This window comes from Streptomyces collinus Tu 365, assembly GCF_000444875.1.
In the GTDB taxonomy this organism is placed as follows: Bacteria; Actinomycetota; Actinomycetes; order Streptomycetales; family Streptomycetaceae; genus Streptomyces; species Streptomyces collinus_A.
In genome coordinates this window covers 6,811,817-6,836,946 of record NC_021985.1, presented here as the reverse complement: position 1 = coordinate 6,836,946, position 25,130 = coordinate 6,811,817, and the positions used below count along the sequence as shown (strand labels likewise).

The following is a 25,130-nucleotide window of genomic DNA, read 5'->3' as shown; positions in this document are numbered from 1 at the left end:
GGCCCGCGCGTCATCGGCCGAGCTGTCCGGCGAACGTGTCGTAGGCCTGCCGGTCGAAGAGGACGAACGTGACCTCCTCGACGCCGGTCTCCGCGGCCCGCACCGTCTCCACGGCGATGCGGGCCGCGTCGTGCATCGGCCACCGGTACACGCCGGTGGAGACGGCCGGGAACGCGACCGTGCGGGCGCCGAGTTCGTCGGCGACCCGGAGGGACTCCCGGTAGCAGGAGGCGAGCAGGCCGGAGCGGTCCTCGGTGGCCGACCAGACGGGACCGACGGTGTGGATCACCCACCGGGCGTCCAGGTCGCCCGCCGTGGTGGCGACCGCCCGGCCCGTGGGCAGGCCCTTGCCGTAGTGGGAGGCGCGCAGCGCGCGGCACTCGGCGAGGATCGCGGGGCCGCCGCGGCGGTGGATCGCGCCGTCCACGCCTCCGCCGCCGAGCAGCGAGGAGTTGGCCGCGTTGACGATCGCGTCGGCGCTCTGCCGGGTGATGTCGCCCTGGACGAGGGTGATGGTGGTCATGACTGTGTCAGCCTCCGCCACACGGCCTTGGCCGCGTTGTGCCCCGACATGCCGTGCACACCGGGCCCCGGCGGGGTGGCCGAGGAACAGATGAACACCGCCGGGTGGGGGGTGTGGTACGGGAACAGGGTCGGCCGGGGGCGCAGCAGGAGCTGGAGTCCGTCGGCCGCGCCGCAGGCGATGTCGCCGCCGACGTAGTTGGCGTTGTGGGCGGCCAGCTCGGCCGGCCCCGCGGTGGCGCGGGCGAGGACGCGGTCGCGGAAGCCGGGGGCGTAGCGCTCCAGCTGGCGTTCCATGGCGTCCGTGAGGTCGCCGTCCCAGCCGTTGGGCACGTGCCCGTAGGCCCAGAAGACGTGCTTGCCCTCGGGGGCGCGGGTCGGGTCGGCCACGCTGGGCTGCACGGTGATCAGGAACGGCCGCTCGGGAGCGCGGCCGGCGCGGGCCACGTCGTGCAGGGCGGTGCCGATCTCGGCCTGGCTCGCCCCGATCTGCACGGTGCCGGCGCGCCGGGCCTCGGGGGCGGTCCAGGGGACCGGGCCGTCCAGCGCGTAGTCGATCTTGAAGACGCCGGGGCCGTGGCGGAAGCGCTCGTAGTAGCCGCCGAAGCCGGCGATGCGGGCGAGCGCGGCGGGTGAGGTGTCGAAGACGTACGCACGCGCGGGCGGCAGGTCGTCCAGGCGCTTGACCTCGTAGTCGGTGTGCACGGCGGCGCCGAGGTCCCCCAGGTACGCGGCGAGGGCGTCGGAGATCGCCTGCGAGCCGCCGCGGGCGACGGGCCAGCCGCGGGCGTGCGCGGCCAGCGCGAAGACCAGGCCGATGGCGCCGGTGGCGATGCCGGTCAGGGGCGCGATGACGTGGGCGACGAGGCCGGAGAAGAGGGCCTTGGCCTTCTCGTCGTGGAAGCGCCGCATCAGCCAGGTGGAGGGCGGCAGTCCGGTGAGGCCGAACCGGGCCAGGGTGACCGGGTCGCGGGGCAGCGCGGTCAGCGGCAGGGACATGAAGTCCCGGGCCAGCGTGTCCCACTTGGCCAGGAACGGCTCGACCAGCCTGCGGTAGGCGCCGGCGTCGCGCGGGCCGAAGGAGGCAGCCGACTCCGCGACGGAGCGGGCCAGCACGGCCGCGCTGCCGTCCGGGAACGGGTGCGCCATGGGCAGGTCGGCGTGCAGCCACTCGAGGCCGTAGCGCTCCAGCGGCAGGGCGCGGAAGGCGGGCGAGTTGACGCCGAGGGGGTGGGCGGCCGAGCACGGGTCGTGCCGGAAGCCCGGCAGGGTCAGCTCCGCGGTGCGGGCCCCGCCGCCCACGGTGGGCCGGGCCTCGAACACGGCGACGGAGAAGCCGCGGCGGGCCAGCTCCACGGCCGCGGTCAGCCCGTTCGGCCCCGCACCCACCACGACCACATCGAGCATCGACGGCACCTTCGGACCCCTTCGTCAGCCGATGGCCACTGGGCATCAGGATATGCCGCGGGGCCGGTGCGCCCCGGGACCGGGGGCCTCAGCCGGACGTGCGCAGCAGTTCCGCGACCCGGCGGGCGGTGGCGGCGTCCCGGGCGGCGGTGAACGGCAGGGCGTTGGCGCCGGTCACGCGGAACGGCTCGCCGGTGAGGGTGAGGTGGGCGCCGCCCGCCTCCTCGACCAGCAGCAGGCCCGCCGCGTGGTCCCAGGCGGCTTCCCAGGAGAAGGCGACCGCGTCCAACTCGCCGCGGGCCACGGCGAGATACTCCAGGCCCGCCGAGCCGCACGGGCGCGGGGCGACGCCGTCGGTCCACAGGGCGCGCAGCGCCCGCTTCTGGTCCGGGGTGGTGTAGTCGGGGTGGGAGGTGGCGACGGTGAGGTCGCGGCCGGGTGCGGGCGGCCCCGCGAACAGCCGCTCGCCGTCGAGGAACGCGCCGCGGCCGCGGACGGCGGTGGCGAACTCGTCGCGCACGGGCGCGTAGGTCCAGGAGGCGAGGACGGTGCCCCGGTGGGCGAAGGCGACGAGGGTGCAGAAGCCGGCGTCGCCGTGCACGAACTGCCGGGTGCCGTCGACCGGGTCGACGATCCAGACCGGCGTGTCGCCCTGGATGGCCTCGTACGTCGCCGGGTTGGCGTGCACCGCCTCCTCGCCCACCACCAGCGAGCCGGGCAGCAGGGCGCCGAGGGCCTCGGTGAGCCGGCGCTCGGCGAGGCGGTCGGCGTCGGTGACGAGGTCGTGCGGCCCGCTCTTCTGGTCCACCTCGTCCTCGGCGAGGTGGCGGAAGCGGGGCAGGATCTCGGCCGCGGCCGCCTTGCGGACGGCTTCCTCCACGTCGGCCGAGCGGTGCAGGAGAAACTCTTCGATGGTTTCCGTCTCTTCGATCATGCCCTCCATGAGAGCACGGGCCACTGACACGCCCCCCGCCCGGCCGGTGGCCGCCGGGTGGAATCGGGATGAAGAACAGGTGCCGCGACCGCCATGGGCAGCTGTCGGCGGCTGTCGGCCGCTGTCCCCTGCGGTCAGCGGCCCACCGCGTATCCCTGCATGCCGCGCGGGTTGGCCGCGGCCGACAGCACTCCGGTGCGCGGGTCCCGGGCGACCGCGCACAGCCGGCCCTCCGACCAGCCGGGGCCGACGGTGACGTCGTGGCCGCGCCGCCGCAGCTCCTCGACCACGGCCGGGTCCGTGCGGGACTCCAGCGTCAGGCTGCCGGGGCGGCGGCCGCGTGGATGGAAGGAGCTGGGGAAGCCGTCGTTGTGCCAGTTCGGGGCGTCGATCGCGCCCTGCAGGTCGAGGCCGCCGCGGACCGGGGCGCGCAGGACGGCGGCGAGGAAGAAGTGCAGCTGCCACTGGTCCTGCTGGTCGCCGCCGGGCGTGCCGAAGGCCAGCACGGGGACGCCGTCGCGCAGGGCCAGGGACGGGGTGAGGGTGGTGCGGGGGCGGCGCCCGGGGGTGAGGGAGTTCGCCAGCCCCTCCTCCAGCCAGGTCATCTGCAGCCGCGTGCCGAGCGGGAAGCCCAGCTCGGGCACGACCGGGTTGGACTGCAGCCAGCCGCCGCTGGGGGTGGCCGCGACCATGGTGCCCCAGCGGTCGACGACGTCCAGGTGGCAGGTGTCGCCGCGGGTGCCGCCGTCGGCGGCCACCTGCGGCTCGGCGACGGTCGGCTCCCCCGCGCCCATCGGGTCGAAGCCGTCGCCGGCGCCCACGTCCACGCGCGCGTGGACGTGGGCGGGCAGGCGCGGGGCACGGGCGCCGGGGCTGCCCGGGCGCAGCTCGTACGAGGCCTTGTCACCGATCAGGTCGCGGCGTGCGGCGTTGTAGCCGTCCGACAGCAGCTCGGCGAGCGGTACCTCGGCGGCGTCGCCGTACCAGGCCTCGCGGTCCGCCATGGCGAGCTTGCAGCCCTCGACCAGCAGGTGGACGTAGTCGGCGGAGCCGTACGCGGGCAGTTCGGGCGGGAGCAGGGCGAGTTGCTGGAGGAAGGCCGGGCCCTGGCTCCAGGGGCCGGCCTTGCACACGGTCCAGCCGTTCCAGTCGTAGGTCGCCGGGCGCTCGTAGGACGCCGACCAGCCGGCGAGGTCGGCCGCGGTGAGCGTGCCGGTGTGCCGTGCGCCGCTGGTGTCCATGGTGGGCCGCCCGGCCTGCCGCACCAGTGCCTCGGCGATGAATCCGCGGCGCCACACCTCGCGTGCGGCGTCGATGCGCGCCTCCCGGTCGCCGGCCCCGGCGGTCTCGGCCAGCAGCCGCTTCCAGGTGGCGGCGAGGGCGGGGTTGCGCAGCAGCTCCCCGGGCCGGGGCGAGCGGCCGCCGGGCAGGTAGACCTCGGCCGACGAGGTCCACTCCGTCTCGAACAGCGGGCGCACCGCCTCCACGGTCGCGCCGACCTTCTCCACGGGCGGGTGGCCGTGCTCGGCGTACCCGACGGCGTACTTCAGGACGTCGTCGAGGGATCTGGTGCCGTGGTCGCGCAGGAGCAGCAGCCAGGCGTCGAAGGCGCCCGGCACGGCGGCCGCGAGCGGTCCGGTGCCGGGCACGAGATCGAGCCCGAGCCCCTTGTAGTGCGCGACGGTCGCGCCCGCGGGCGCCACGCCCTGCCCGCACAGCACCCGCACCTCACCGCCGCGCGGGGCGAGCAGGATCGGCACCTCCCCGGCGGGCCCGTTCAGATGCGGCTCCACCACGTGCAGCACGAACGCTCCGGCCACGGCCGCGTCGAAGGCGTTGCCCCCGTCCTCCAGCACCGCCATCGCGGACTGCGAGGCCAGCCAGTGGGTGGAGGACACCATGCCGAAGGTGCCCTGGAGGGTGGGACGGGTGGTGAACACGGGCGTGCTCCTCAGCTCGGGTGCGGGCCGGCCGCGGGTGCCGGGACGGCTCGTCGCGGGCACGGCGACGCCGGCGGGCCTGGTGCCGTGGCCGGCCCCGCCGCTCGTCCGGCCTCCGGGGCGGCTGATCGTCCACGGCCCTGTCCGCGATGGTAGGGACCAGGCCGCCGCCGGGGAACACCCCGGACGGCCCGCGCGTTGATCTTCTGCGGCAGAACGGAGGCCACGCTGTGCACGGTGAGTACAAGGTTCCCGGCGGCAAGCTCGTCGTGGTGGACGTGGAGGTCGAGGACGGGGTGCTGCGCCACGTGCGGGTGGCGGGCGACTTCTTCCTGGAGCCGGACGAGGCGCTCGACGCGGTGGACCGGGCGCTGGAGGGCGCCGCGGCGGACACGGACGCGGCGGGGCTGGCCGCGCGGATCGACGCGGCGCTGCCCGCGGGCACCGTGATGTACGGGCTGACCTCGGAGGGGGTCGGGATCGCGGTGCGCCGGGCGCTGGCGCGGGCGACGGACTGGACGGACTTCGACTGGCAGCTGATCCACGAGGGCCCGCAGGCCCCGGCGCTGCACATGGCGCTGGACGAGGTGCTGACCACCGAGGTCGCGGCGGGGCGGCGGCCGCCGACGCTGCGGGTCTGGGAGTGGGGCGCCCCGGCGGTGATCATCGGCAGCTTCCAGTCGCTGCGCAACGAGGTGGACCCGCGGGGCGCGGCCCGGCACGGCATCGAGGTGGTGCGGCGGATCTCCGGCGGCGGCGCGATGTTCGTGGAGCCCGGCAACACGATCACGTACTCGCTGTCGGTGCCGGAGTCGCTGGTCCAGGGCCTGTCCTTCCAGGACAGCTACGCCTATCTGGACGACTGGGTGCTGGGCGCCCTCGCCGACATGGGGATCAGCGCCTGGTACCAGCCGCTGAACGACATCGCCACCGACCAGGGCAAGATCGCCGGCGCGGCGCAGAAGCGGCTCGTGGGTCCCGGCGGCGGCCCGGGGGCCGTGCTGCACCACGTGACCATGTCGTACGACATCGACGCCGACAAGATGGTGGAGGTGCTGCGGATCGGGCGGGAGAAGCTGTCCGACAAGGGGACGGGGAGCGCGCGCAAGCGGGTGGATCCGCTGCGGCGGCAGACGGGGCTGGCCCGCGAGGCCGTCATCGACCGGATGATCGAGTCGTTCCGCGGGCGGTACGGCCTGGCGCCGGGCGGGGTCACGGACACCGAGCTGGCGCGGGCGGCGGAGCTGGCGCGGACCAAGTTCACCGACCCGGGGTGGACGGCCCGGGTGCCGTAGCCGCTCGACCGGGCGCAGCAGGTTCAGCAACGGGTCAAGGACTGCCCCGGCGCGGGCCAAGGGGTCGTATGGGTTCCGTGTACGTCCGGGTCCCGGCCCCGACATAGCCTGATTTGCCCCCGGGCCCCGCTGGCTACCTTGGTCGGGCTCAGCCGGTCACGGCACGGACGGGAACCGCGGAAAGAGGTGACGGCGGTGGGGGCGCCGATACGTTCACGCCTGCTCGACTTCGTGGAGCCGGATCCACCGGGACAGCCCGTTCCCGGGCAGGAGCGGCCGCGCTCGCAGCTGCTGGACCTCGTGGCGGCCGCCCCGCCGCCGGGCGCCGAGGCGGACGGCCGCGCCCGGCCCCGGCCGGGGGTGCCCGCGTACCACACGCCGGTGTGCGTGCCGGCGCATCCGAGGTCCGTCGCCGGGACCGGCACGGACGGCCGGCCCGCCCGCGTGCCCTTCATCGTCCTCGAACTGTTCGAGCACCCCGAGCACGGCGCCGTGGCCTTCGCGTTCAGCACCCCGCGGAAGCTGGCGGACGCGCTGGGCGAGGCGCAGCCGTGGGTCGCCGCCTCGCTCGGCCCGCTCGCGGAGAACGTGGCCGGACAGGGCGTCCGGGTGCTGCTCGACCCGGCGCCGGCTCCCGGGGAACCCCACTGGCGGCCGTCGGACGTGGCCGCCTACGCGCGGGAGGTGCGCCGGTGAGCGACTTCAAGGCGGTCTACGACGACCTGGCCGCGATGGCGCGGACGTTCCACGAGCAGGCGGGCGACTACCGCAAGCTGCGCCCCGACGTGGCGCCGCCCGTGGCCGCCGGCGGCGACGCGGCCCTGGACTCGGCCATCAAGGAGGTCGCGGACCTCATCGTCGCGCTGCACGCCGGCATGGCCGACCGGATGGACGACCACGGTGACAAGGTCGCCTACGCGCGGGACTCCTTCCACCGGCACGACGTGGACGTCCACGGGGTGTTCGAGGACCTGATGGCGGGTGAGGGCTGATGGGTGACAGCTGGGTCGGCGGCGACATCGGCGGGCTGCGCACGATGGCCGAGACGTACGAGAACGCCAAGGACAAGCTCGACGACGTGGTCAAGCCGCTCAGCGGCGCGGTCGAGAAGCTGGTCGGCGACGCGAGCTGGAAGGGCGAGGCGGCGGAGGGCTTCCGCGCCAGGTGGAGCGAGGACGCGCTGGCCGCGGGCGGCTTCGCCGAACTGGTGCACGCGGCGGGCGAGATCCTCCGGACGCTCGCCGACGCGCTGTCCACGTGCGAGACCTCGCTGCAGAACGCGCAGCACATCGCGGCCCGCAAGGGCGTGGCGACGGACCCCAGGGGCGCGCCGCTGCCGGTCATGACGGCGTCTCCCCCGAGCGCGGACGACCAGAAGACCATCTCGGCGATGAACGAGTACGCGAGGGCGCGCGACGAGATCCTGCGCACCGCGCAGCACGCGCGGCTGGTGGCGGCACAGCAGCTGCAGGGGCTGTACGACAACGTGACGGCGAAGGACGGCTCGGTGTCGCCGGGCGACAAGGTCACCCTGTACGACGCGCTGCGCGGCCTGTACGCGTACGACGCCGAGGACGCCCGGGCGGGCGGCAAGGAGGCCCGCGCGCACATCGACTCCGCCAGGGCCGAGGCGCAGGCGGCCAAGAGGCAACTGCGCGCCGAGCGCAAGGTGTTCCAGCAGCAGGGCCGCAAGATGCCCGACGACCTGCCCGCCAAGAGCGCCTACCGCGACGCGGTCGACAAGGTCGGCGCGCTGGAGGAGGACATCGCGCGCGCCGACAACGGCAGCACCAAGCTGCCCTACGACCGCGCCCTGAACGTCAAACTGGCCGACGCCGCCGACGCGTTGCGGCTGGGCAAGGGCCTGGAGGCGCTGCCGGAGGCCCTGCGGGAACTGCCGGTGCTGGACGTCGCCGCGGCCGCCGCGTGCGGCCTGATCGAGGCCAAGGACGACCACGACAAGGGCTGGTCCTGGCAGCACTCCGTCGTCGTCGACGGTGGGGTGGCCCTCGGCGGCCTGGCCGCCGGCGCGGCGATCACGGCGGCGCTGCCGGTCGAGGGCGCCGTCGCCGTCGCCGCGGTCGGCGTGGGCACGGTGGTCGCGGCGACGTCCGTCCTCGACCACGCCTTCCACGAGCACTGGAGCGAGGACATCCACGACCACGGGGTCGTCGGCGGTGTGTGGACCGGGACCAAGCACGTCGCCTCGGAGACCGTCGACGACGGAAAGCGACTGGTGAAGGATGTCTGGCATGGCGTCACGAGCATCTTCTGAGGCCCCGCCCCCCGGGTACTCCGTGCCGGTCCCGGCCCTGCCGCGGCTGGGCCGGACCTGGTACCGGCGCGGCGCGCCCTACTGGCTGCGCCGGGCCCGTACGACGGTGTTCGTCGTCCTCGCCATGGCGCTGTTCTCCCTCTTCGTCGCGGGTCTCTACGAGGGCGTCCGCGACCTGCTGCCGTCCTCCGCGCGGGTCGGGTGGGACGTCGTCCAGGCCGCCGCGTCCGCCGTGGCGCTGGTGTGGGGCGCGGTGGCGCAGCGGCGGGAGCACCGCGCGGCGCTGCTGGATCCCCCGGACCCGGACCGGACGCTGCGGGCCCGGCGCGACCACGAGCGGCGGGTCCCGGGCCGGATCGCGCTGGGCCGCGGGCTCGTGCTGCTCGCCGCGCCCGTGATGCCCGCGGTCGCGGCCTATGTCGCCGGACGGCTGGCCGCCTGGCTCACCGTCCGCGAGTACCCGAGCGAGGTCGGCGCCCGCCGCTGGCTCGAGGCGCACGCCGCCGGGCCCACGGCCCGGCAGGGAGCATAAGGGGCATAGCGGTGCGTCGTGGCCGGGCTGCCGTAACCGGCCGCGCACGCAGCGAGTTGACCCTTCCACCGCACAGGCGCTCGTGTGACACTGTCGTCCCCGTCCACCATGCGGACCCCCCGACTCCGCACCCCCTCCCCCACGAGAAGTGAGCCGTGCGTTCCCTTCCTCTGCCGCTCGCCCTCACCGCGCGTCTGACGCCGGTCGCCGTGCTGGCCTGTGCCGGCTGGGCGCTGACCTCGGGCCCGGACACGCCCGCCGCCGCCGGCGGTCACCGGCCGGCCCCGCAGGCCCCCACCGCGCAGTCCTCCGCCCCGTCCTCCACCGCGACGTCCAGGACGTACACGGGCGCGCCCTCGCCCTGCGCCGCCGTGCCGGCGGCGACCGTCAAGTCCCTGGTACCGGGCGCGAAGACGGCGGGCAAGGAGATCCCCTCGACGGACACCGCGCTGCGCCGCACCTGCTCCTGGAACGCCCTGCAGGGCTACCAGTACCGCTGGCTCGACGTGTCCTTCGAGATCGCCGGCTCCGACCAGGAGGCCGCCAAGCAGTACCAGCAGCGGGTCACCGAGAAGAGCGGCGGAGGCGCCGTCCCGGGGCTCGGGGACACCGGCTACTCCCAGGTGAACCTCACCACCCAGGACAAGCAGCAGACCCGCGAGGGCGTGGTGCTGGCCCGCCTCTCCAACGCCCTGGTGATCGTCACCTACAACGGCAGCGACTTCGAGACGAAGAAGGCGCCGAGCACCGACGAGATCAACAAGGGGGCCATCAAGGCCGCGAAGGCCGCCGTGGCCGCGCTGCGGGGCGGCGGCTCCGGCTGACTCCGGGTCCCCGGCGGCGTGCGGCCGCCGGGGACCTTCCGGTCAGACCGGCTCCTGCGCCGTCTCCGTCCTCTCCTCGGTCGGCCGCTCCCGGCGGCCGGTCGCCACGGTCAGCAGCAGGTACAGCACCAGCGAGGTGCCGAGGCCCACCGCCCAGCCGTAGTCGGCGAGGGACTTCAGGGCGGGCACCGGACGGCCGTCGATCAGCGGATGGAAGTCCGCTCCGCCGACGGCGAGCACACCGCCGGCGAGGAAGGCGACGACCGCCCGCCAGTTCCAGCCGCCCGCGTACCAGTAGCGGCCGCCGGCCCGGTAGAGGTCGGCGAGGGCGAGACGGGTGCGGCGCAGGATCCAGTAGTCGGCGACGAGGATGCCGGCGACCGTGCCGAGCAGGCCGCCGACCAGCCCGAGCCAGGTGAAGATGTAGCCCTGCGGGTCGGCGTACAGCTTCCACGGGCAGATCACCACCGCGAGGACCGCGGTGATCAGGGCGCCGGTGCGGAAACTCACCTTGCGGGGCGCCACGTTGGAGAAGTCGAAGGCCGGGGAGACCAGGTTGGCCGCGATGTTCACGGACAGGGTCGCCACCAGCACGGTGACCAGGGCGTAGACGAGACCGACCACGTTGTCCGTCTTGGCGGCGAGCTGGACCGGGTCCCAGACCGGCTTGCCGTAGACCGCCTGGGAGCCGGAGGTGACGAGCACGGACAGGAAGGCGAACAGGGTCATCGTGGTCGGCAGGCCGAGGGCCTGTCCCCAGGTCTGCGCCCTCTGGCTGCGGCCGTACCGGGTGAAGTCGGGGATGTTCAGCGACAGGGTGGACCAGAAGCCGATCATGCCCATGAGGGAGGGCCAGAACAGCTTCCAGAAGTCGCCGCCCCAGCCCAGACTCGACGGCTGGTCGAACAGCGGACCGACGCCGCCGGCCTTGTCGCTCATCCACCACAGCATCACGAACGCGCCGACGAGCACGAAGGGCGCGGCCCAGTTCTCGAAGCGGCGGATGGTCTCCATGCCGCGGTGGATGATGGCGACCTGGATCGCCCAGAAGATCGCGAAGGACAGCCACATGGTCCACGCGTGGCCGCCGATGTGCCCGGCGTTCGCCCAGCGGTCGCCGATGAGCTTGCCGGCCAGGAAGTAGATGGCCTCGCCGCCGATCCAGGTCTGGATGCCGAACCAGCCGCAGGCCACCAGCGCCCGGACCACGGCGGGAAGGTTGGCGCCGCGCACCCCGAAGGAGGCGCGGGCGAAGACCGGGAAGGGGATGCCGTACTTGGGTCCCGCGTGCCCGGTGAGCAGCATGGGCACCAGGACGATCAGGTTGGCGAGGGCGATGGTGAACACCGCCTGCTTCCAGTCCATGCCGACGGCGATCAGACCGGACGCCAGGGTCCAGGAGGCGGTGTTGTGGGCCATGCCCACCCACAGCGCGGAGAAGTTGTACGTCGTCCAGGTGCGCTTGGCCACCGGGACGGGGAGCAGGTCCTCGTTGGCGTAGGGGCCGCTGGGCCGCGGCGAACCGGGGGCGATCTCCACCCGCCCGTCGGCGAGCGTGACCTGGGCGGTCGGCGGTATGGCGGTGGGAGCGGTGTCGGTCATGGGCAGGCCAATCGGGAGGGGTGGGACGTGAGGCCGTGCGGGTGCTCCGTGGGGGGTGCGCGAAGAGGCGCCCTGCCCCCTCCCGGGACGTCGGGAGGGGGAGACCGGGGATGAGGCGGGACGAGACGGTGCGGCGCGGCCGGCGGCCGCACCGCGGTCAGGCGCCGACGGCCGGGATGACCTTCGTGCCGTAGGCGTCGATGACGGCTTCGCGGGCGTCGTGCATGGCGTACACCGCGAACTGGTCCACGCCGAGGTCACGCAGCGCGTTCAGCTTCTCGACGTGCTTCTCGGGCGGGCCGATCACGCAGAAGCGGTCCACGATCTCGTCCGGCACGAACTGGGTGTCGGGGTTGCCGCTGCGCCCGTGGTGCGCGTAGTCGTAGCCCTGGCGGGACTTGATGTAGTCGGTGAGTTCGTCGGGGACCTGGGCGGAGTGCTCGCCGTACTTGGCGACCAGGTCGGCGACGTGGTTGCCGACCATGCCGCCGAACCACCGGCACTGTTCGCGCGCGTGGGCGAGCGCGGCGGGCGAGTCGTCCTCGGTGACGTAGGCGGGGGCGGCCACGCAGATGGTGACGTCGGAGGGGTCGCGCCCGGCCGCGGTGGCGGCCTCCTTGACGGCCTTCACCATGTACTCGGTCAGGTACAGGTCGGAGAGCTGGAGGATGAACCCGTCGGCCTCCTCGCCGGTCATCTTCAGCGCCTTGGGCCCGTACGCGGCCATCCAGACGGGGAGTTCGGCCCCCGGGCGGATCCACGGGAACCGGACCGTCGTGCCGCCGAGGTCGGCCTCCTCGCCCCGGCCGAGGGCACGGATGACCTTCATGGCCTCGCTGATCCGGGCCAGGGTGTTCGGCTTGCGTCCGGCGACGCGCATGGCGGAGTCGCCGCGGCCGATGCCGCAGACCGTGCGGTTGCCGAACATGTCGTTGAGCGTGGCGAAGGTGGAGGCGGTGACCTCCCAGGTGCGGGTGCCGGGGTTGGTGACCATCGGGCCGACCTTCAGCCGGGTGGTGTGGGCGAGGATCTGGCTGTAGATGACGAACGGCTCCTGCCACAGCACGGCCGAGTCGAAGGTCCAGCCGTGGGTGAAGCCGTTGCGCTCGGCCCGCTTCATCAGGCTGATGACCTGGGAGGCCGGCGGGTCGGTCTGCAGGACGAGTCCGAAGTCCATGGGCACCGCTCCTAGTTGAGGTACTGGCAGGTCGCGCGCGGGGTGAAGACCCCGTGTCCGGCGCGTCCGGTGTACGCGCGGTCGGTGATGACCGGCACGCCGCGCGAGAGGACCGTCTCGACCCGGCCGGTGGTCCGCCGGCCCTCGTAGGCCGAGTAGTCGACGTTCATGTGGTGCGTCCGGGCGGACATGACCTGTTCGGCGCTGGGGTCGTAGACGACGACGTCGGCGTCGGCGCCCGGGGCGATGGTGCCCTTCTTCGGGTACAGGCCGAACATGCGGGCCGGGGTGGCGCAGGCGATCTCGATCCAGCGGCGGCGCGAGATGTGCCCGTCGACGACGGCCTGGTGCAGCAGGTCCATCCGGTTCTCCACGCCCGGCAGCCCGTTGGGGATCTTGGAGAAGTCGCCGCGGCCCAGTTCCTTCTGGCCGACGAAGCAGAACGGGCAGTGGTCGGTGGAGACCACCTGGAGGTCGTTGGTGCGCAGGCCCTTCCACAGCGCGGCCTGGTGCTCCCTGGGCCGCAGGGGGGTGCTGCACACGTACTTGGCGCCCTCGAAGTCCGGCTCGGCGAGGTTGTCGGTGGAGAGGAACAGGTACTGCGGGCAGGTCTCGCCGAAGACGTTCAGCCCCTCGTCGCGCGCCCGGGCCAGCTCGGCGACCGCCTCGGTGGCCGAGACGTGCACGACGTACAGCGGCGCGCCGGCGACCTGGGCGAGCCGGATGGCGCGGTGGGTGGCCTCGGCCTCCAGCAGGGCCTTGCGGACCTCGCCGTGGTAGCGGGGGTCGGTCTCCCCGCGGGCCAGCGCCTGCTCGACCAGCACGTCGATCGCGATGCCGTTCTCCGCGTGCATCATGATCAGGCCGCCGTTCTCGGCGGAGCGCTGCATGGCCCGCAGGATCTGCCCGTCGTCGGAGTAGAACACCCCCGGGTAGGCCATGAACTGCTTGAAGGAGGTGATGCCCTCCTCGACCAGGAGGTCCATCTCCTTGAGCGTCTCCTGGTTCACGTCGGAGACGATCATGTGGAAGGCGTAGTCGATCGCGCAGTTGCCCTCGGCCTTGGCGTGCCAGGTGTCCAGGCCCTCCCGCAGGGTGTGGCCGACGCTCTGCACCGCGAAGTCGACGATCGTGGTCGTACCGCCCCAGGCGGCGGCCCGGGTGCCGGTCTCGAAGGTGTCGGAGGCGAAGGTGCCGCCGAACGGCAGCTCCATGTGGGTGTGGGCGTCGACGCCGCCCGGGATGACGTACTTCCCCGTGGCGTCGATGACCCGGTCGGCGGTGAACGCCCCGGCGGCGGGCGTGCCGGAGGCGGCGAGGGCGGCGATCCGGCCGTCCTCGATCAGGACGTCGGCGTGGATCTCGTCGGACGCGGTGATGACGAGACCGCCGCGGATGAGAGTGCGGCTGCTCATGGTGCCTCTCCTGGGTGGGTGCGGGTCGGGTGGGGCGGGACGCCCCCGGGCGGCGCCGGCCGCCTGCCGGGCGCGGACCCGCGCCCCGGCCGGGGCGCGGGCGGCACCTGTGCCGCTACGGAGCGGTCAGCGGCGTGTACGCCCCCGGCGCCCGGTCGCGGTAGAACTGCCAGCGGTCGCGGACCTCGCGGAGCTTGGCGAGGTCGAGGTCCCGGACGACGAGTTCGGTCTCCTTGTCGCTCGCCACCTCGCCGACGAACTGGGCCTCGGGGTCCACGAAGTAGGTCGTGCCGTAGAAGTCGTTGTCGCCGAGGTCCTCCACGCCGACCCGGTTGATGGCGCCGACGAAGTACTCGTTGGCGACGGCCGCCGCCGGCTGCTCCAGCTGCCACAGGTAGCGGGACAGGCCGCGCGAGGTGGCCGAGGGGTTGAAGACGATCTCGGCGCCGGCGAGTCCGAGCGCCCGCCAGCCCTCGGGGAAGTGGCGGTCGTAGCAGATGTACACGCCGATCCGGCCGACGGCCGTGTCGAAGACGGGCCAGCCGCTGTTGCCCGGGCGGAAGTAGAACTTCTCCCAGAACCCCTGCACTTGGGGGATGTGGGTCTTGCGGTACTTGCCGAGGTAGGAACCGTCCGCGTCGATCACGGCGGCGGTGTTGTAGAGGACGCCGGGCTGCTCCTCCTCGTACATCGGCAGGACCAGGACGATGCCCAGCTCCCGCGCGAGCGCCCGGAAGCGCCCCACGGTGGGGCCGTCCGGGATCCGCTCGGCGTACTCGTAGAACGCCTTGTCCTGGACCTGGCAGAAGTAGGGGCCGTAGAACAGCTCCTGGAAGCAGAGGACTTGGGCGCCCTGCGCGGCCGCGTCCCGGGCCGCCTGCTCGTGCACCTGGATCATGGACTCCTTGTCGCCGGTCCAGGCGGTCTGGAAGAGGGCGGCACGGATCACTCGGCTCATCGGGACCTCCGGTAGCTCGGTGTAGGGCGAGCGTAGAAAGCCCCGGCGCGCCGTTCGACGGGCACGGTGTCACGTCTGCGGGTGGTCGGCGTGCCACCGTGTCACGCGTGCGCGAGCCCATGTTTCACCGTCGTTTTCCCAGGTCGTGGCATGTTTCACCCCTGTTGCGCGTCGTGCGCGAGGAGCGCGATGTGCACGGAGGCGGCCTGCTCGAAGTCGTCTAGGTCGACGCCGAGCCGGGTCTGTATCGCCTCCAGGCGGCGGTAGAGGGCGGGCCGGGAGACATGGTGGAGCTGGGCGGTGCGGGACTTGTTGCGGCCGGTCGCCAGGTAGGTGCGCAGCACGCCGAGCAGTTCCCGGTCCGCGTCGCACAGCAGCCCGTCCAGTTCCCGTTCGGCGAACGACTGCACCTGCGGGTCGTCCCGCAACAGCCGTACCAGTCCGCGCAGATGGACGTCGCGCAGCCGGACGACAGGCGGCAGGTCGAGGGCCGCGGCGGAGTCGGCGACGGCGTCGGCGACGTGCCGGGCCTCGCGCAGCCCGGCCGGCACCTCGTCCCAGTCGGCGCGCGGGTCGGCCGCGGCGACCACCGCGTGCGGCGGTGCGGTCCCGGCCCGCAGCCGGGCGGCGAAGCGGGCGGTCAGCTCCCGCGCATCCTGGTCCCGGGGCAGGCTGAGCAGGACGGCAGTGGCACCGTCGGCCAGCTCGGCGACGAGCCCGGACATCCCGAGGACCCGCAACACCCGGTCGAGACGGGCGGGTTCACCGCCCGGTACGACGAGGGGCACGAAGGTGCGCCGGTTCACCGGCAGTCCGGCCGCCCGCGCCCGGGGCAGCAGCTGCCTGGCCGGTACGACCCCGGAGGCGAGGTCGGTCAGCAGTCCCTGCGCGGACTGCTCCTCCCAGCTGGGCGCGGAGCCGCCGAGCATGCGGTGCAGGACCAGGGCCTCGGCGGCCCGGTCGGCGAGCAGCCGTCCGCTGGCCGTGTCGCCCCGGTACCCGCACAGCAGCAGCCGGCCCCAGCGCTCCCCGCGCCCGCCGAGTTCGGCGCGGATCCAGCCGTCGCCCTCGCCGCCGCCGGCCTGGCGGGCGATCCGCTCCCAGTCGCGCAGCACGTCGTCGACGGCAGGGCGCTCCCCCGCCGTGGCGAGCACGCGGTGGGCGAGGTTGGTGACGACGACCGGGCAGCCGCTGTGCCGGGCGACCTCGTCGAGCAGCGTCCCGAGCGGGGCGCCGGCGGTGATCAGCCCGGTGAGCGCGGTCCGTACCGCCTCCGAGAGGCTCACGGCGGCGAACTTCCGCCGCACCAGCCGGGACTGGACCTCCTCCGTCAGCTCGGCGAAGGGGAAGGGCCGGTGCAGGACGACCAGCGGCAGACCGCACCGTTCGGCGGCCCGGCGCATCACCTCGGGCGGCGCCGGGAAGGCGCGGCCGAGGCCCAGCACGACGGCGGCGGCCTCCGCGCGGTGCAGGGACTGGATGTACTCGGCCTGCTTGGCCTCGTCGCCGGCGAGCAGCACGCCGGTGGTGAGCACCATCTCGCCACCGCGCAGCATCACGCCGACGTCCGCGGCCTCGGCGACGTGCACCCAGCGCACGGGCCGGTCCAGTTGCGCCGCTCCGGCCACCACCTCGGGCTCCCCGGCCTGGACCCGCTCCAAGGTGAGCACCTGCCGGACGGAGAGGGCGGGTTCCGGGGCGTGGACGTGCCGGGAGTCCCAGGTGGTGGTCATGTCCGTGCACCCGTTCTCTAGTACGTGCTCCTCAGGGCGGATTCGAGGATCGCGGCGCCCTCCTCGGCCTCCGCGACGGTCAGCGACAGCGGCGGGGCGATGCGCAGGGCGCTGGTGTCGTGGCCGCCGCCCTTGCCGATGAGCAGCCCGCCCTCGCGGGCCGCCTCCAGGACGGCCGCGGCCGCCCGCGGGTCGGCCTCGTCGGTGCCGGGCCTGACGAGTTCGACGCCGATCATCAGTCCCCGCCCGCGCACCTCGCGGACCCCGGGGAGCTGGGCGGCGACGGCCCGCAGCCGCTCGATGAGCAGTCCGCCGACGCGCCGGGCGTTGCCCTGGAGGTCGTGTTCGAGGAGGTAGGTGAGGTTGGCGAGGCCCGCGGCCATGGTGAGCTGGGTGCCGCCGAAGGTCGAGATGCTGTTGGCGTCCAGGCAGTTCATGATCTCGGCGCGGGCGATCACGCCGCCGATGGACGAGCCGTTGCCGATGCCCTTGGCGAAGGTGACGATGTCCGGCGGGCCGCTGCGGGCGTGCGCCTGCCAGCCCCAGAAGTGCTCGCCGGTGCGCCCCCAGCCGGTCTGCACCTCGTCGGAGATCCACAGGATGCCGTGGGCGTTCAGCACCTCACGGAAGGCGGCGTAGAGGCCGTCCGGGGGCGAGGTGAAGCCGCCGACGCCCTGGACGGGTTCGGCGATCAGCGCGGCCGGCGGGCGGGTGTGCCCGAGGACGTCCCGGAGGTCCGCCACGCAGGCGTCGATGAAGGCGCGGTCGTCGAGGTCGGCGAAGGGGCCCCGGTGGCGGACGCCGCCGTGCACGTAGAGGGTCTGCAGCGGGGACAGCGAGGTCGGGGACCAGCTGCGGTTGCCGGTGATGCCGACGGTGCTGAAGGAGCGGCCGTGGTAGCTGTTGCGCATCGCCAGGACCGTGTTGCTGCGCCGGTAGGCGGTGGCGAGCAGCAGGGCGGTGTCGTTGGCCTCGGTGCCGGAGGTCGTGAAGAAGACCCGGGCGTCCGGGATGCCGCTCACCTGGGCGATGCGCTCGGCGAGTTCGACCATCGGCCGGTTGAGGTAGAGCGTCGAGGAGTGGATGATCCGGCCGGCCTGCTCGCTGACCGCCTTGGTCACCTCGGGAAGGGCGTGCGCGGTCATGGTGGTGAGGATGCCGCCGAAGAAGTCCAGGTACCTGTTGCCCGCGGAGTCCCAGACGTGGCGGCCCTCGCCGTGCGTGATCTCCAGCGGCTCGTCGTAGTAGAGGGCGAGCCAGTCCGGCAGGACGTTGCGGTGGCGGGCGTAGAGGTCGTTCACGGCTGCACCAGCCCTTCGTAGGCGTCGGGGCGGCGGTCGCGGTAGAAGGCCCACTGCTGCCGCACCTGCTCGATGAGGTCGAAGTCCAGGTCACGGACGACGAGTTCCTCTGCCTTGTCGCTGGCGACGTCACCGACGAACTGGCCGCGCGGGTCGACGAAGTAGCTCGTGCCGTAGAAGTCGTTGTCGCCGTACTCCTCCTGGCCGACGCGGTTGATGGCGGCGACGAAGTACTCGTTGGCGACGGCCGCCGCGGGCTGTTCGAGCTGCCACAGGTGCGAGGACAGGCCGCGGTGGGTGGCGGAGGGGTTGTAGACCAGCTGGGCGCCGCCCAGACCGAGTTGGCGCCAGCCCTCGGGGAAGTGGCGGTCGTAGCAGATGTAGACGCCGACCTTGCCGACGGCGGTGTCGAAGACGGGCCAGCCGGCGTTGCCCGGTTTGAAGTAGTACTTCTCCCAGAAGCCCTTGACCTGGGGGATGTGGTGCTTGCGGTACTTGCCGAGGTAGCTGCCGTCGGCGTCGATCACGGCGGCGGTGTTGTAGTAGAAGCCGGACTGCTCGACCTCGAAGACCGGTACGACGATCACCATGCCGGTCTCGCGGGCGAGGGCCCGCATCCGGCGGACGGTCGGGCCGTCGGGCACCGGCTCGGCCCAGCGGTAGTGCTCCGGCTCCTGGACCTGGCAGAAGTAGGGGGCGTTGAAGACTTCCTGGAAGCCGATGATCCGCGCGCCCCGGCGGGCCGCCTCGCGGGCGTGCTCCTCGTGTTTCGCCACCATGGACTCGGTGTCGCCGGTCCAGGTGGCCTGGACCAGTGCGGCACGTACGACGTTGGCCATGAGCTGCTCCTTCGACGCGACGTCCGAGCCTCTACGCCCGTAGAAACGGCCCGTAGAGGGACGAAAGTAAGCCTCGCCGGGGCCCTTGCCAAGACCATCGTCGTCAACCCGCTGAGTCGATCTCGTTTCACACTCCTTAGGGTGATCGGCGAGGTGATGCGGGGGTGGGGCGGGAGCGGTCAGAGGGGTGGGCCGCGGGGACGGTCGAGGCCGGGCCGCGGGGCCGGTCAGGCGGTGAGGCCCGCGACCCGCAGGGCGTGCAGCAGGTCCCACTCGCGCTCCTCCGAGACGCCCCGCGCAGCCCGCAGCAGCAGGGGCACGAGGCGGCCGGGGTCGGCGGCGGCGCTGCGGGCGGCCTCCTCCGGTGGACGGACGCGGACGTAGGCGTCCAGCAGGGCCAGCGCCTCCCGCCCCCGCCCCTGCGTGTCCAGCCCCAGCACGGCGGCACCTAGCTCGGCGGCCGGTCTGGCGACGCCCTGACGCAGCAGCTGCCGCCCGTCGGCGGGTCTCCCGGCCGCGGTCAGCGCCTCGGCGGCGGCGACCAGCGGCTCGGCGGGCAGCGAGGCGGCCTCCCACAGCAGGGTGCCCCAGTCGGCGCCGAGCCCGGCGGGCTCCAGGGCGTCGGCGAGCGGGGGCAGGCGGGCGGCGGGCCAGTGCGCGCACTCGACGAGCAGCGCGTGCGCCTCGCCGCTGCGGCCCTCCGCCCGCAGCCGCCCCAGCGCCCGTACGGCCACGGCGACGGCGGCCTCCGCGGCGGGATCCGCCTCCGGGGCGGCCTCCCGCGTCGCCGCGCCGGTCGCCACCTGCTCCCCCGCCCCGGCGAACCGGGCCCCGCGCCCCCGCCCCGGAGCCCCACCGGACGCCTGCGGCACGACGACGGCGCCCCCTTCGTCCTCCACCATCCCGGCGAACCGGGCACTTCCGCGCCGACGTTTGCGCGCCTTGCCTCCGGGGGCGGACGATCCGTCCCCGGCAGGCAGCGAACGACGGCGCCCGGCATCGGCCCCGGCGGCAGCGACCCCGGAGACACCGGACGACTCGCGCCGGGGAACGGCGGCGCTGCTCCGCTCGGTCAACCAGGCAGTCTGCGCGCCCCCGGACGCCGTGGCACCCGGGGCACCGGACGGCTCGGGCCGGGGAGCCGGGGCACCGTCCCGCTCCGCGAACCAGGAAGCCTGCGCGCCCCCGGACGCCGTGGCACCCGGGGCACCGGACGGCTCGGGCCGGGGAGCCGGGGCACCGTCCCGCTCCGCGAACCAGGAACTCTGCGCGCCACCGGACACCGTGGCACCCGGGGCACCGGACGCCGACGGGGCGGGGGTGAGGACTGCGTCCGGGGCGCCGGGGGCCGGGGCGCCGGACGCTGCCGCACCCGCAGCGGAGGTCGGCCCGCGCGACCGACCGGTGCCCCGTGGAGACAGCCCGGCACCGGCATCCGTGGAGTCGGGAACGCCGGACACCAACGCGCCGGAACCCGCCGGACCGGAGGCGAAGACGGCGGCGGGGGCGGAAGCGTCGGATGACGTCGGACGCCGGTCGGTGAGCCGGGGTGCCTGCGCGCCGGAACCCGCCGGACCGGGGGCGAAGACGGCGGCGGGAGCCGGGGGTTCGTGGGTACGGGATGCCGGCGGCCCGAACTCTTCCGCGCCTGGCGTGGGACCGGCAGCGGGGGCTCCGCCGGGGCCGGCGGGGCGGGTGTGCCCCGGGGCGGGGTGCCCGCCGGTGGTGCGGGGCGGTTCGGCTCCGGTGGGCCGGCCGTCGTCGCCCGGGGCCGCCGGCCGGTCCAGGGCGGTCAGGCGGGCCCGGAGAGCGGCGCAGCGGGCAGCGGCCCGGTCGTGGTCGTCGTGGGCCCAGGCGATGTCGACGCGCAGGGCGTCGGCCTCCTCGCGGGTGCTCGCCGCGGCGAGCAGGAGCGCGAGCTCCGCCTGGCGCTCGACGGCGTACCGCTGCGTGCGGAGCATCACGTCGAGGCGGTCGGCGAGGGCGTCCCGGGCGCCGGGCAGCGCGTCGCACGCGGCGACGGCGGCCCTGTGCAGGAGCAGCGCGCGCTCCCGCTCCGCCGCGGCCGCCGCGGGGCCGTACGCGGCGGCCAGATCCTGCAGCAGCGCCTCCATCACGTCCCACGGCGGCACCTCGAGCCCGTCGAGGCAGGCCCGCATGCCCTCCGGATCGCGCCGCCAGAAGACCCCGCACCAGCCCCCGTCCTGCCTCAGGCGCTCCAGGAAGCCGTCCAGGTAGTTCGCGAACTCCCTTACTCCTTTGGGGGGTTGATCCACCGACATGCCCGACTCCCGCCCGATCGCCAGCGCTCCGGTCGGTAGGCAACACCAGTTGTGTTACGGGACGGCTACGCAGAGTTTTCGGGAAGCGTGCGGGCACCCCTTCGCCGCACTCCCCGCGGCGCGCGTCAGACGCCCACCGGGGCGCACCGGGCCGCCAGCTCGTCCATGGACAGCCCGAGCGCCGCGCCCAGCGCGGCGACGGTGAAGAAGGCGGGGGTCGGCGCCCGCCCGGTCTCGATCTTGCGGAGGGTCTCGGCGGAGACGCCCGCCTCGGCCGCGACCTCGGCCATGCTGCGGGGGCCACGGGCCTCGCGCAGCAACCGCCCGAGCCGTTCGCCGCGCTCGCGCTCTTCGGGGGTGAGGGGGGTGCGCACCATGCCGCCCATTCTAATACCGCACCCACCACCATCGACCCTATTCAAATACCGGTATAGTAATTGGCATGGTGGAACTGAAGACGGACACATCGATCGACGCGATGCACGCCGCGGGACAGGTCGTCGGGCGGGCCCTGACGGCCGTGCGCCGGTCCGCCCGCGTCGGCGTCTCCCTGCTGGAGCTGGACGAGGTGGCCCGGGAGGTACTGCGCGAGGCCGGGGCGACCTCCCCCTTCCTCGGCTACCGCCCGTCCTTCGCCGCGACCCCCTTCCCCGCGGTGATCTGTGCCTCCGTCAACGACGCGATCGTGCACGGCATCCCCACCGGCTACCGTCTGCGCGACGGCGACCTGCTCTCCGTCGACTGCGGCGCCGAGCTGGACGGCTGGGTGGGCGACTCGGCGACCAGCTTCGTGGTCGGCCGTCCGCGCCCCGCGGACCTGCGCCTGGTCGAGACGGCCGAGCGCGCCCTGGCGGCCGGCATCGCGGCCGCCGTCGTGGGCAACCGCATCGGCGACATCGCGCACGCCGTCGGCCAGGTGTGCCGGGGCGCCGGCTACGGCATCCCTGCGGGCTTCGGCGGTCACGGCATCGGCCGCCGGATGCACGAGGCGCCGGACGTGCCGAACGAGGGCCGGCCCGGCCGGGGGCTTCCGCTGCGGGCGGGGATGGCCCTGGCGATCGAGCCGATGCTGATCGCGAGCGGCAAGGACGGCTACTACGAGGCGGACGACGGCTGGACCCTCCGCACCACGGACGCCTCCCGAGCCGCCCACGCCGAACACACGGTGGCGATCACCCCGCAGGGTCCCCGCGTCCTGACGGCCCGGGAGGACGGCTGAGGGCTTGCTCGGACTGGCGGCGCGAGCCGCCCGGGTGAGCGGCGGGGCGCCTTCTGACCCGGCTCCGGGGGGGGCCGCACCCCACGCACCCAATCCCCCACCCGGCCGGCGGAGCCCTCCGCACATGCCCTTCGCAGAAGCTCGTGTCATCGTGGCATGAGCGGCCCGCCCCCGGGTTACCCGGCCGCTCCGCACGTCGTCTGCGAAGGAAACGAAACGATGACCAGCGGCTACAACGGCCCGGAGGACCCCTTCGGCGAGTTCTTCGCCCGCTTCTTCGGCGGGTCGGGCAACGCCCGGCCCGGCCCGAGGCACATCGACATCGGCCGCCTGCTCAGCCAGCCGGCCCGCGAGCTGGTCAGAGGGGCCGCGGTGTACGCCGTCGAGCACGGCAGCCGGGACCTGGACACCCAGCACCTGCTGCGCGCGGCCCTGTCGGCCGAGCCCACGCGGAGCCTGCTGAGCCGCGCCGGAGCCGATCCCGACTCGCTCGCGACGGAGATCGACCACCGCTCGGGCCCCGTCCAGCACCCGCCCGGGGAGCTGCCGCCGCCGACCTCGCTGTCGCTCACCCCGGCCGTCAAGCGGGCCCTGCTGGACGCGCACGACATGGCGCGGGCCAGCGGCGCCGGGTACATCGGCCCGGAGCACGTGCTGAGCGCGCTCGCCTCGAACCCGGACTCCGCGGCGGGCCACATCCTGAACGCGGCCCGCTTCTCGGCGAACTCGCTGCCGCCCGAGACGCCGGAGGCCACCCAGACGCGGCCGGAGACCCGCAGGCCCACCACCACGCCCACGCTGGACAAGTACGGCCGGGACCTGACCGAGATGGCCCGGGAGGGCCGTGTCGACCCCGTCATCGGCCGCGACACGGAGATCGAGCAGACCATCGAGGTGCTGTCCCGGCGCGGCAAGAACAACCCCGTGCTGATCGGCGACGCGGGCGTCGGCAAGACGGCGATCGTCGAGGGACTCGCCCAGCGGATCGTGGACGGCGACGTACCGGACATCCTGGCCGGCCGGCGGGTCGTGGCGCTCGACCTGACGGGGGTCGTCGCCGGCACCCGTTACCGGGGCGACTTCGAGGAGCGCCTGAACAGCATCGTGGAGGAGATCCGCGCCCACTCCGACCGGCTCATCGTCTTCATCGACGAGCTGCACACCGTCGTCGGCGCGGGCGGCGGCGGCGAGGGCGGCTCGATGGACGCGGGCAACATCCTCAAGCCCGCGCTCGCCCGGGGCGAGCTGCACGTCGTGGGCGCGACCACGCTGGAGGAGTACCGGCGGATCGAGAAGGACGCGGCGCTGGCCCGCCGCTTCCAGCCGATCCTGGTGCCCGAGCCGACGGTCGAGGACGCCATCGAGATCCTGCGCGGCCTGCGCGACCGGTACGAGGCCCACCACCAGGTCCGCTACACCGACGAGGCGCTGGTGGCGGCCGTGGAGCTGTCCGACCGCTATCTGACCGACCGGCGCCTGCCCGACAAGGCGATCGACCTGATCGACCAGGCCGGCGCCCGGGTGCGGCTCGGCTCGCGGACGAAGGGCACGGACGTACGGGCGATGGAGCGCGAGGTCGAGCAGCTCGTCTGCGACAAGGACCAGGCGGTCGCCGACGAGCAGTACGAGCGGGCCACGCAACTGCGCGACCGGATCGGCGAGCTGAAGGGCCGTATCGCCGAGGCCAGCGGCGGTGACGAGGCCGACGAGGGGATGGACCTGGAGGTGACGGCGGAGGCCATCGCCGAGGTGGTGTCCCGGCAGACCGGCATCCCGGTCAGCCGGCTGACCCAGGAGGAGAAGGAGCGGCTGCTCGGCCTGGAGCAGCACCTGCACCAGCGGGTGGTCGGCCAGGAGGAGGCCGTGAGCGTGGTCGCCGAGGCGGTGCTGCGCTCGCGCGCCGGGCTGTCCAGCCCGAACCGGCCGATCGGCAGTTTCCTGTTCCTCGGCCCCACCGGCGTCGGCAAGACCGAACTGGCCCGCGCGCTCGCCGAGGCCCTGTTCGGCAGCGAGGACCGCATGGTCCGGCTGGACATGAGCGAGTACCAGGAGCGGCACACCGTCTCCCGGCTGGTCGGCGCCCCGCCCGGGTACGTCGGCCACGAGGAGGCCGGGCAGCTCACCGAGGTGGTGCGGCGGCATCCGTACTCGCTGCTCCTGCTCGACGAGGTGGAGAAGGCCCACCCGGACGTCTTCAACATCCTGCTGCAGGTGCTGGACGACGGCCGGCTCACCGATTCTCAAGGCCGGACGGTGGACTTCACCAACACGGTCATCGTGATGACGAGCAACCTCGGCTCCGAGGCGATCACCCGGCGCGGCGCCGGGATCGGCTTCGGACCGGGCGGCGCGGACGCGGACGAGGAGGCGCGGCGGGAGCGGATCCTGCGGCCGCTGCGGGAGCACTTCCGGCCGGAGTTCCTCAACCGCATCGACGAGATCGTCGTCTTCCGGCAACTCACGAGCGAGCAACTGCGGCAGATCACCAACCTGTTGCTGGAGGGCACCCGGCGGCTGCTGGACGGCCAGAACGTCTCGGTGGAGTTCACCGACGCGGCCGTCGACTGGCTCGCCGAGCGCGGCTACCAGCCGGAGTACGGCGCCCGCCCGCTGCGCCGCACCATCCAGCGGGAGGTCGACAACCAGCTCTCGCGGCTGCTGCTGAACGGCACGATCGCGGCGGGCGGCCGGGTCACCGTCGACGTGGCGGACGGGCGGCTGGACTTCCGCGCCGAGCCGCCCCCACCGCCCGCACCGCCCGCCCCGGAACCGGCCCAGGAGGCGCCGCCGCTCCCTCCGGAGTCGTAGGGTCCCGAGGGAGCGGTCACCGCGGTCGCGCCGCGGCCGCCCTGGCCGACGCGCGGGCGGTGGCTCA

Annotated in this window: 21 protein-coding genes; 8 read left to right on the top strand and 13 right to left on the bottom strand. The window is 74.1% G+C overall.

The features are described from left to right. Positions 1-10 precede the first annotated feature (10 nt). The 4 genes from B446_RS29640 to B446_RS29625 all read right to left on the bottom strand — a co-directional run bounded on the left by B446_RS29640 (position 11) and on the right by B446_RS29625 (position 4,803). Entirely contained in the window at positions 11-523 is a 513-nt protein-coding gene (locus B446_RS29640; RefSeq protein WP_020943124.1) for an O-acetyl-ADP-ribose deacetylase, read from the bottom strand. After that, positions 520-1,929: a phytoene desaturase family protein gene (locus B446_RS29635; protein WP_043476669.1), complete on the bottom strand. Its 1,410-nt coding sequence runs from the start codon at positions 1,927-1,929 to the stop codon at positions 520-522. The genes B446_RS29640 and B446_RS29635 overlap by 4 nt, the downstream gene beginning before the upstream one ends. A gap of 88 nt (positions 1,930-2,017) precedes the next feature. Then, positions 2,018-2,863 (bottom strand): inositol monophosphatase family protein, encoded by an 846-nt coding sequence (locus B446_RS29630; protein WP_020943122.1) that lies wholly within the window; start codon positions 2,861-2,863, stop codon positions 2,018-2,020. A gap of 134 nt (positions 2,864-2,997) precedes the next feature. Beyond that, positions 2,998-4,803 carry a gamma-glutamyltransferase family protein gene (locus B446_RS29625; RefSeq protein WP_020943121.1) on the bottom strand — a complete coding sequence of 602 codons (1,806 nt, stop codon included), beginning with the start codon at positions 4,801-4,803 and terminating at the stop codon, positions 2,998-3,000. Between the two features lie 230 nt (positions 4,804-5,033). Here B446_RS29625 and B446_RS29620 point away from each other — a divergent pair, with 230 nt between their 5' ends. The 6 genes from B446_RS29620 (at position 5,034) to B446_RS29595 (ending at position 9,729) form a co-directional block, all read left to right on the top strand. Further along, positions 5,034-6,098: a lipoate--protein ligase family protein gene (locus B446_RS29620; protein ID WP_020943120.1), complete on the top strand. Its 1,065-nt coding sequence runs from the start codon at positions 5,034-5,036 to the stop codon at positions 6,096-6,098. Positions 6,099-6,293: 195 nt separating this feature from the next. Then, the gene (locus tag B446_RS40480) at positions 6,294-6,794 is read left to right on the top strand and encodes an SAV_915 family protein (protein ID WP_234967579.1); all 501 of its coding nucleotides are present in this window, start codon (positions 6,294-6,296) and stop codon (positions 6,792-6,794) included. Continuing rightward, on the top strand, positions 6,791-7,090 hold the full coding sequence (locus B446_RS29610; protein ID WP_020943118.1) for a DUF6317 family protein: 300 nt from the start codon (positions 6,791-6,793) through the stop codon (positions 7,088-7,090). Before B446_RS40480 ends, B446_RS29610 begins: the two co-directional genes overlap by 4 nt. After that, positions 7,090-8,373, top strand: a complete 1,284-nt coding sequence (locus tag B446_RS29605; RefSeq protein WP_020943117.1) for a hypothetical protein — start codon at positions 7,090-7,092, stop codon at positions 8,371-8,373. Before B446_RS29610 ends, B446_RS29605 begins: the two co-directional genes overlap by 1 nt. Then, a complete protein-coding gene (locus B446_RS29600; protein ID WP_043476666.1) occupies positions 8,351-8,905 on the top strand; it encodes a hypothetical protein in 555 nt (184 codons plus the stop codon). The genes B446_RS29605 and B446_RS29600 overlap by 23 nt, the downstream gene beginning before the upstream one ends. Positions 8,906-9,060: 155 nt before the next feature. Next, positions 9,061-9,729: a hypothetical protein gene (locus B446_RS29595; protein ID WP_020943115.1), complete on the top strand. Its 669-nt coding sequence runs from the start codon at positions 9,061-9,063 to the stop codon at positions 9,727-9,729. A gap of 42 nt (positions 9,730-9,771) precedes the next feature. On the opposite strand, the gene B446_RS29590 is transcribed toward B446_RS29595, so the two are convergent. From B446_RS29590 to B446_RS29550, 9 genes are all read right to left on the bottom strand, one after another. Next, positions 9,772-11,331 carry an NCS1 family nucleobase:cation symporter-1 gene (locus tag B446_RS29590; RefSeq protein WP_020943114.1) on the bottom strand — a complete coding sequence of 520 codons (1,560 nt, stop codon included), beginning with the start codon at positions 11,329-11,331 and terminating at the stop codon, positions 9,772-9,774. 157 nt (positions 11,332-11,488) lie between these two features. Then, entirely contained in the window at positions 11,489-12,508 is a 1,020-nt protein-coding gene (locus tag B446_RS29585; RefSeq protein ID WP_020943113.1) for a TIGR03842 family LLM class F420-dependent oxidoreductase, read from the bottom strand. Between the two features lie 11 nt (positions 12,509-12,519). Further along, positions 12,520-13,923 carry a dihydropyrimidinase gene (gene hydA / locus B446_RS29580; protein WP_020943112.1) on the bottom strand — a complete coding sequence of 468 codons (1,404 nt, stop codon included), beginning with the start codon at positions 13,921-13,923 and terminating at the stop codon, positions 12,520-12,522. Between the two features lie 115 nt (positions 13,924-14,038). Next, positions 14,039-14,881 (bottom strand): nitrilase-related carbon-nitrogen hydrolase, encoded by an 843-nt coding sequence (locus B446_RS29575; RefSeq protein ID WP_020943111.1) that lies wholly within the window; start codon positions 14,879-14,881, stop codon positions 14,039-14,041. Between the two features lie 155 nt (positions 14,882-15,036). Continuing rightward, the gene (locus B446_RS29570; RefSeq protein ID WP_020943110.1) at positions 15,037-16,614 is read right to left on the bottom strand and encodes a PucR family transcriptional regulator; all 1,578 of its coding nucleotides are present in this window, start codon (positions 16,612-16,614) and stop codon (positions 15,037-15,039) included. Between the two features lie 17 nt (positions 16,615-16,631). After that, positions 16,632-17,915, bottom strand: coding sequence for an aspartate aminotransferase family protein (locus B446_RS29565; protein ID WP_020943109.1), 1,284 nt, complete (start codon positions 17,913-17,915; stop codon positions 16,632-16,634). Further along, positions 17,912-18,754: a nitrilase-related carbon-nitrogen hydrolase gene (locus B446_RS29560; RefSeq protein ID WP_020943108.1), complete on the bottom strand. Its 843-nt coding sequence runs from the start codon at positions 18,752-18,754 to the stop codon at positions 17,912-17,914. The genes B446_RS29565 and B446_RS29560 overlap by 4 nt, the downstream gene beginning before the upstream one ends. A gap of 227 nt (positions 18,755-18,981) precedes the next feature. Next, a complete protein-coding gene (locus B446_RS29555) occupies positions 18,982-21,036 on the bottom strand; it encodes a hypothetical protein (RefSeq protein ID WP_020943107.1) in 2,055 nt (684 codons plus the stop codon). A gap of 125 nt (positions 21,037-21,161) precedes the next feature. After that, positions 21,162-21,413 (bottom strand): helix-turn-helix domain-containing protein, encoded by a 252-nt coding sequence (locus B446_RS29550; RefSeq protein WP_043479347.1) that lies wholly within the window; start codon positions 21,411-21,413, stop codon positions 21,162-21,164. A 65-nt stretch (positions 21,414-21,478) separates the two neighbouring features. On the opposite strand from B446_RS29550, the gene map reads away from it, so the two are divergent. Together map and B446_RS29540 are read left to right on the top strand one after the other, a co-directional pair. Next, positions 21,479-22,255 carry a type I methionyl aminopeptidase gene (gene map / locus B446_RS29545; protein ID WP_020943105.1) on the top strand — a complete coding sequence of 259 codons (777 nt, stop codon included), beginning with the start codon at positions 21,479-21,481 and terminating at the stop codon, positions 22,253-22,255. 219 nt (positions 22,256-22,474) lie between these two features. Next, positions 22,475-25,063, top strand: coding sequence for an ATP-dependent Clp protease ATP-binding subunit (locus tag B446_RS29540; protein WP_020943104.1), 2,589 nt, complete (start codon positions 22,475-22,477; stop codon positions 25,061-25,063). Positions 25,064-25,130 lie beyond the last annotated feature (67 nt).

What these genes read in the sequence shown, in the direction of transcription:
- hydA (WP_020943112.1), bottom strand. Translation starts at nt 13,923, where the DNA reads ATGAGCAGCCGCACTCTCATCCGCGGCGGTCTCGTCATCACCGCGTCC.
- B446_RS29590 (WP_020943114.1), bottom strand. Translation starts at nt 11,331, where the DNA reads ATGACCGACACCGCTCCCACCGCCATACCGCCGACCGCCCAGGTCACG.
- B446_RS29575 (WP_020943111.1), bottom strand. Translation starts at nt 14,881, where the DNA reads ATGAGCCGAGTGATCCGTGCCGCCCTCTTCCAGACCGCCTGGACCGGC.
- B446_RS29540 (WP_020943104.1), top strand. Translation starts at nt 22,475, where the DNA reads ATGACCAGCGGCTACAACGGCCCGGAGGACCCCTTCGGCGAGTTCTTC.
- B446_RS29585 (WP_020943113.1), bottom strand. Translation starts at nt 12,508, where the DNA reads ATGGACTTCGGACTCGTCCTGCAGACCGACCCGCCGGCCTCCCAGGTC.
- B446_RS29550 (WP_043479347.1), bottom strand. Translation starts at nt 21,413, where the DNA reads ATGGTGCGCACCCCCCTCACCCCCGAAGAGCGCGAGCGCGGCGAACGG.
- map (WP_020943105.1), top strand. Translation starts at nt 21,479, where the DNA reads ATGGTGGAACTGAAGACGGACACATCGATCGACGCGATGCACGCCGCG.
- B446_RS29570 (WP_020943110.1), bottom strand. Translation starts at nt 16,614, where the DNA reads ATGACCACCACCTGGGACTCCCGGCACGTCCACGCCCCGGAACCCGCC.
- B446_RS29635 (WP_043476669.1), bottom strand. Translation starts at nt 1,929, where the DNA reads ATGCTCGATGTGGTCGTGGTGGGTGCGGGGCCGAACGGGCTGACCGCG.
- B446_RS29555 (WP_020943107.1), bottom strand. Translation starts at nt 21,036, where the DNA reads ATGTCGGTGGATCAACCCCCCAAAGGAGTAAGGGAGTTCGCGAACTAC.
- B446_RS29560 (WP_020943108.1), bottom strand. Translation starts at nt 18,754, where the DNA reads ATGGCCAACGTCGTACGTGCCGCACTGGTCCAGGCCACCTGGACCGGC.
- B446_RS29630 (WP_020943122.1), bottom strand. Translation starts at nt 2,863, where the DNA reads ATGATCGAAGAGACGGAAACCATCGAAGAGTTTCTCCTGCACCGCTCG.
- B446_RS29605 (WP_020943117.1), top strand. Translation starts at nt 7,090, where the DNA reads ATGGGTGACAGCTGGGTCGGCGGCGACATCGGCGGGCTGCGCACGATG.
- B446_RS29600 (WP_043476666.1), top strand. Translation starts at nt 8,351, where the DNA reads ATGGCGTCACGAGCATCTTCTGAGGCCCCGCCCCCCGGGTACTCCGTG.
- B446_RS29640 (WP_020943124.1), bottom strand. Translation starts at nt 523, where the DNA reads ATGACCACCATCACCCTCGTCCAGGGCGACATCACCCGGCAGAGCGCC.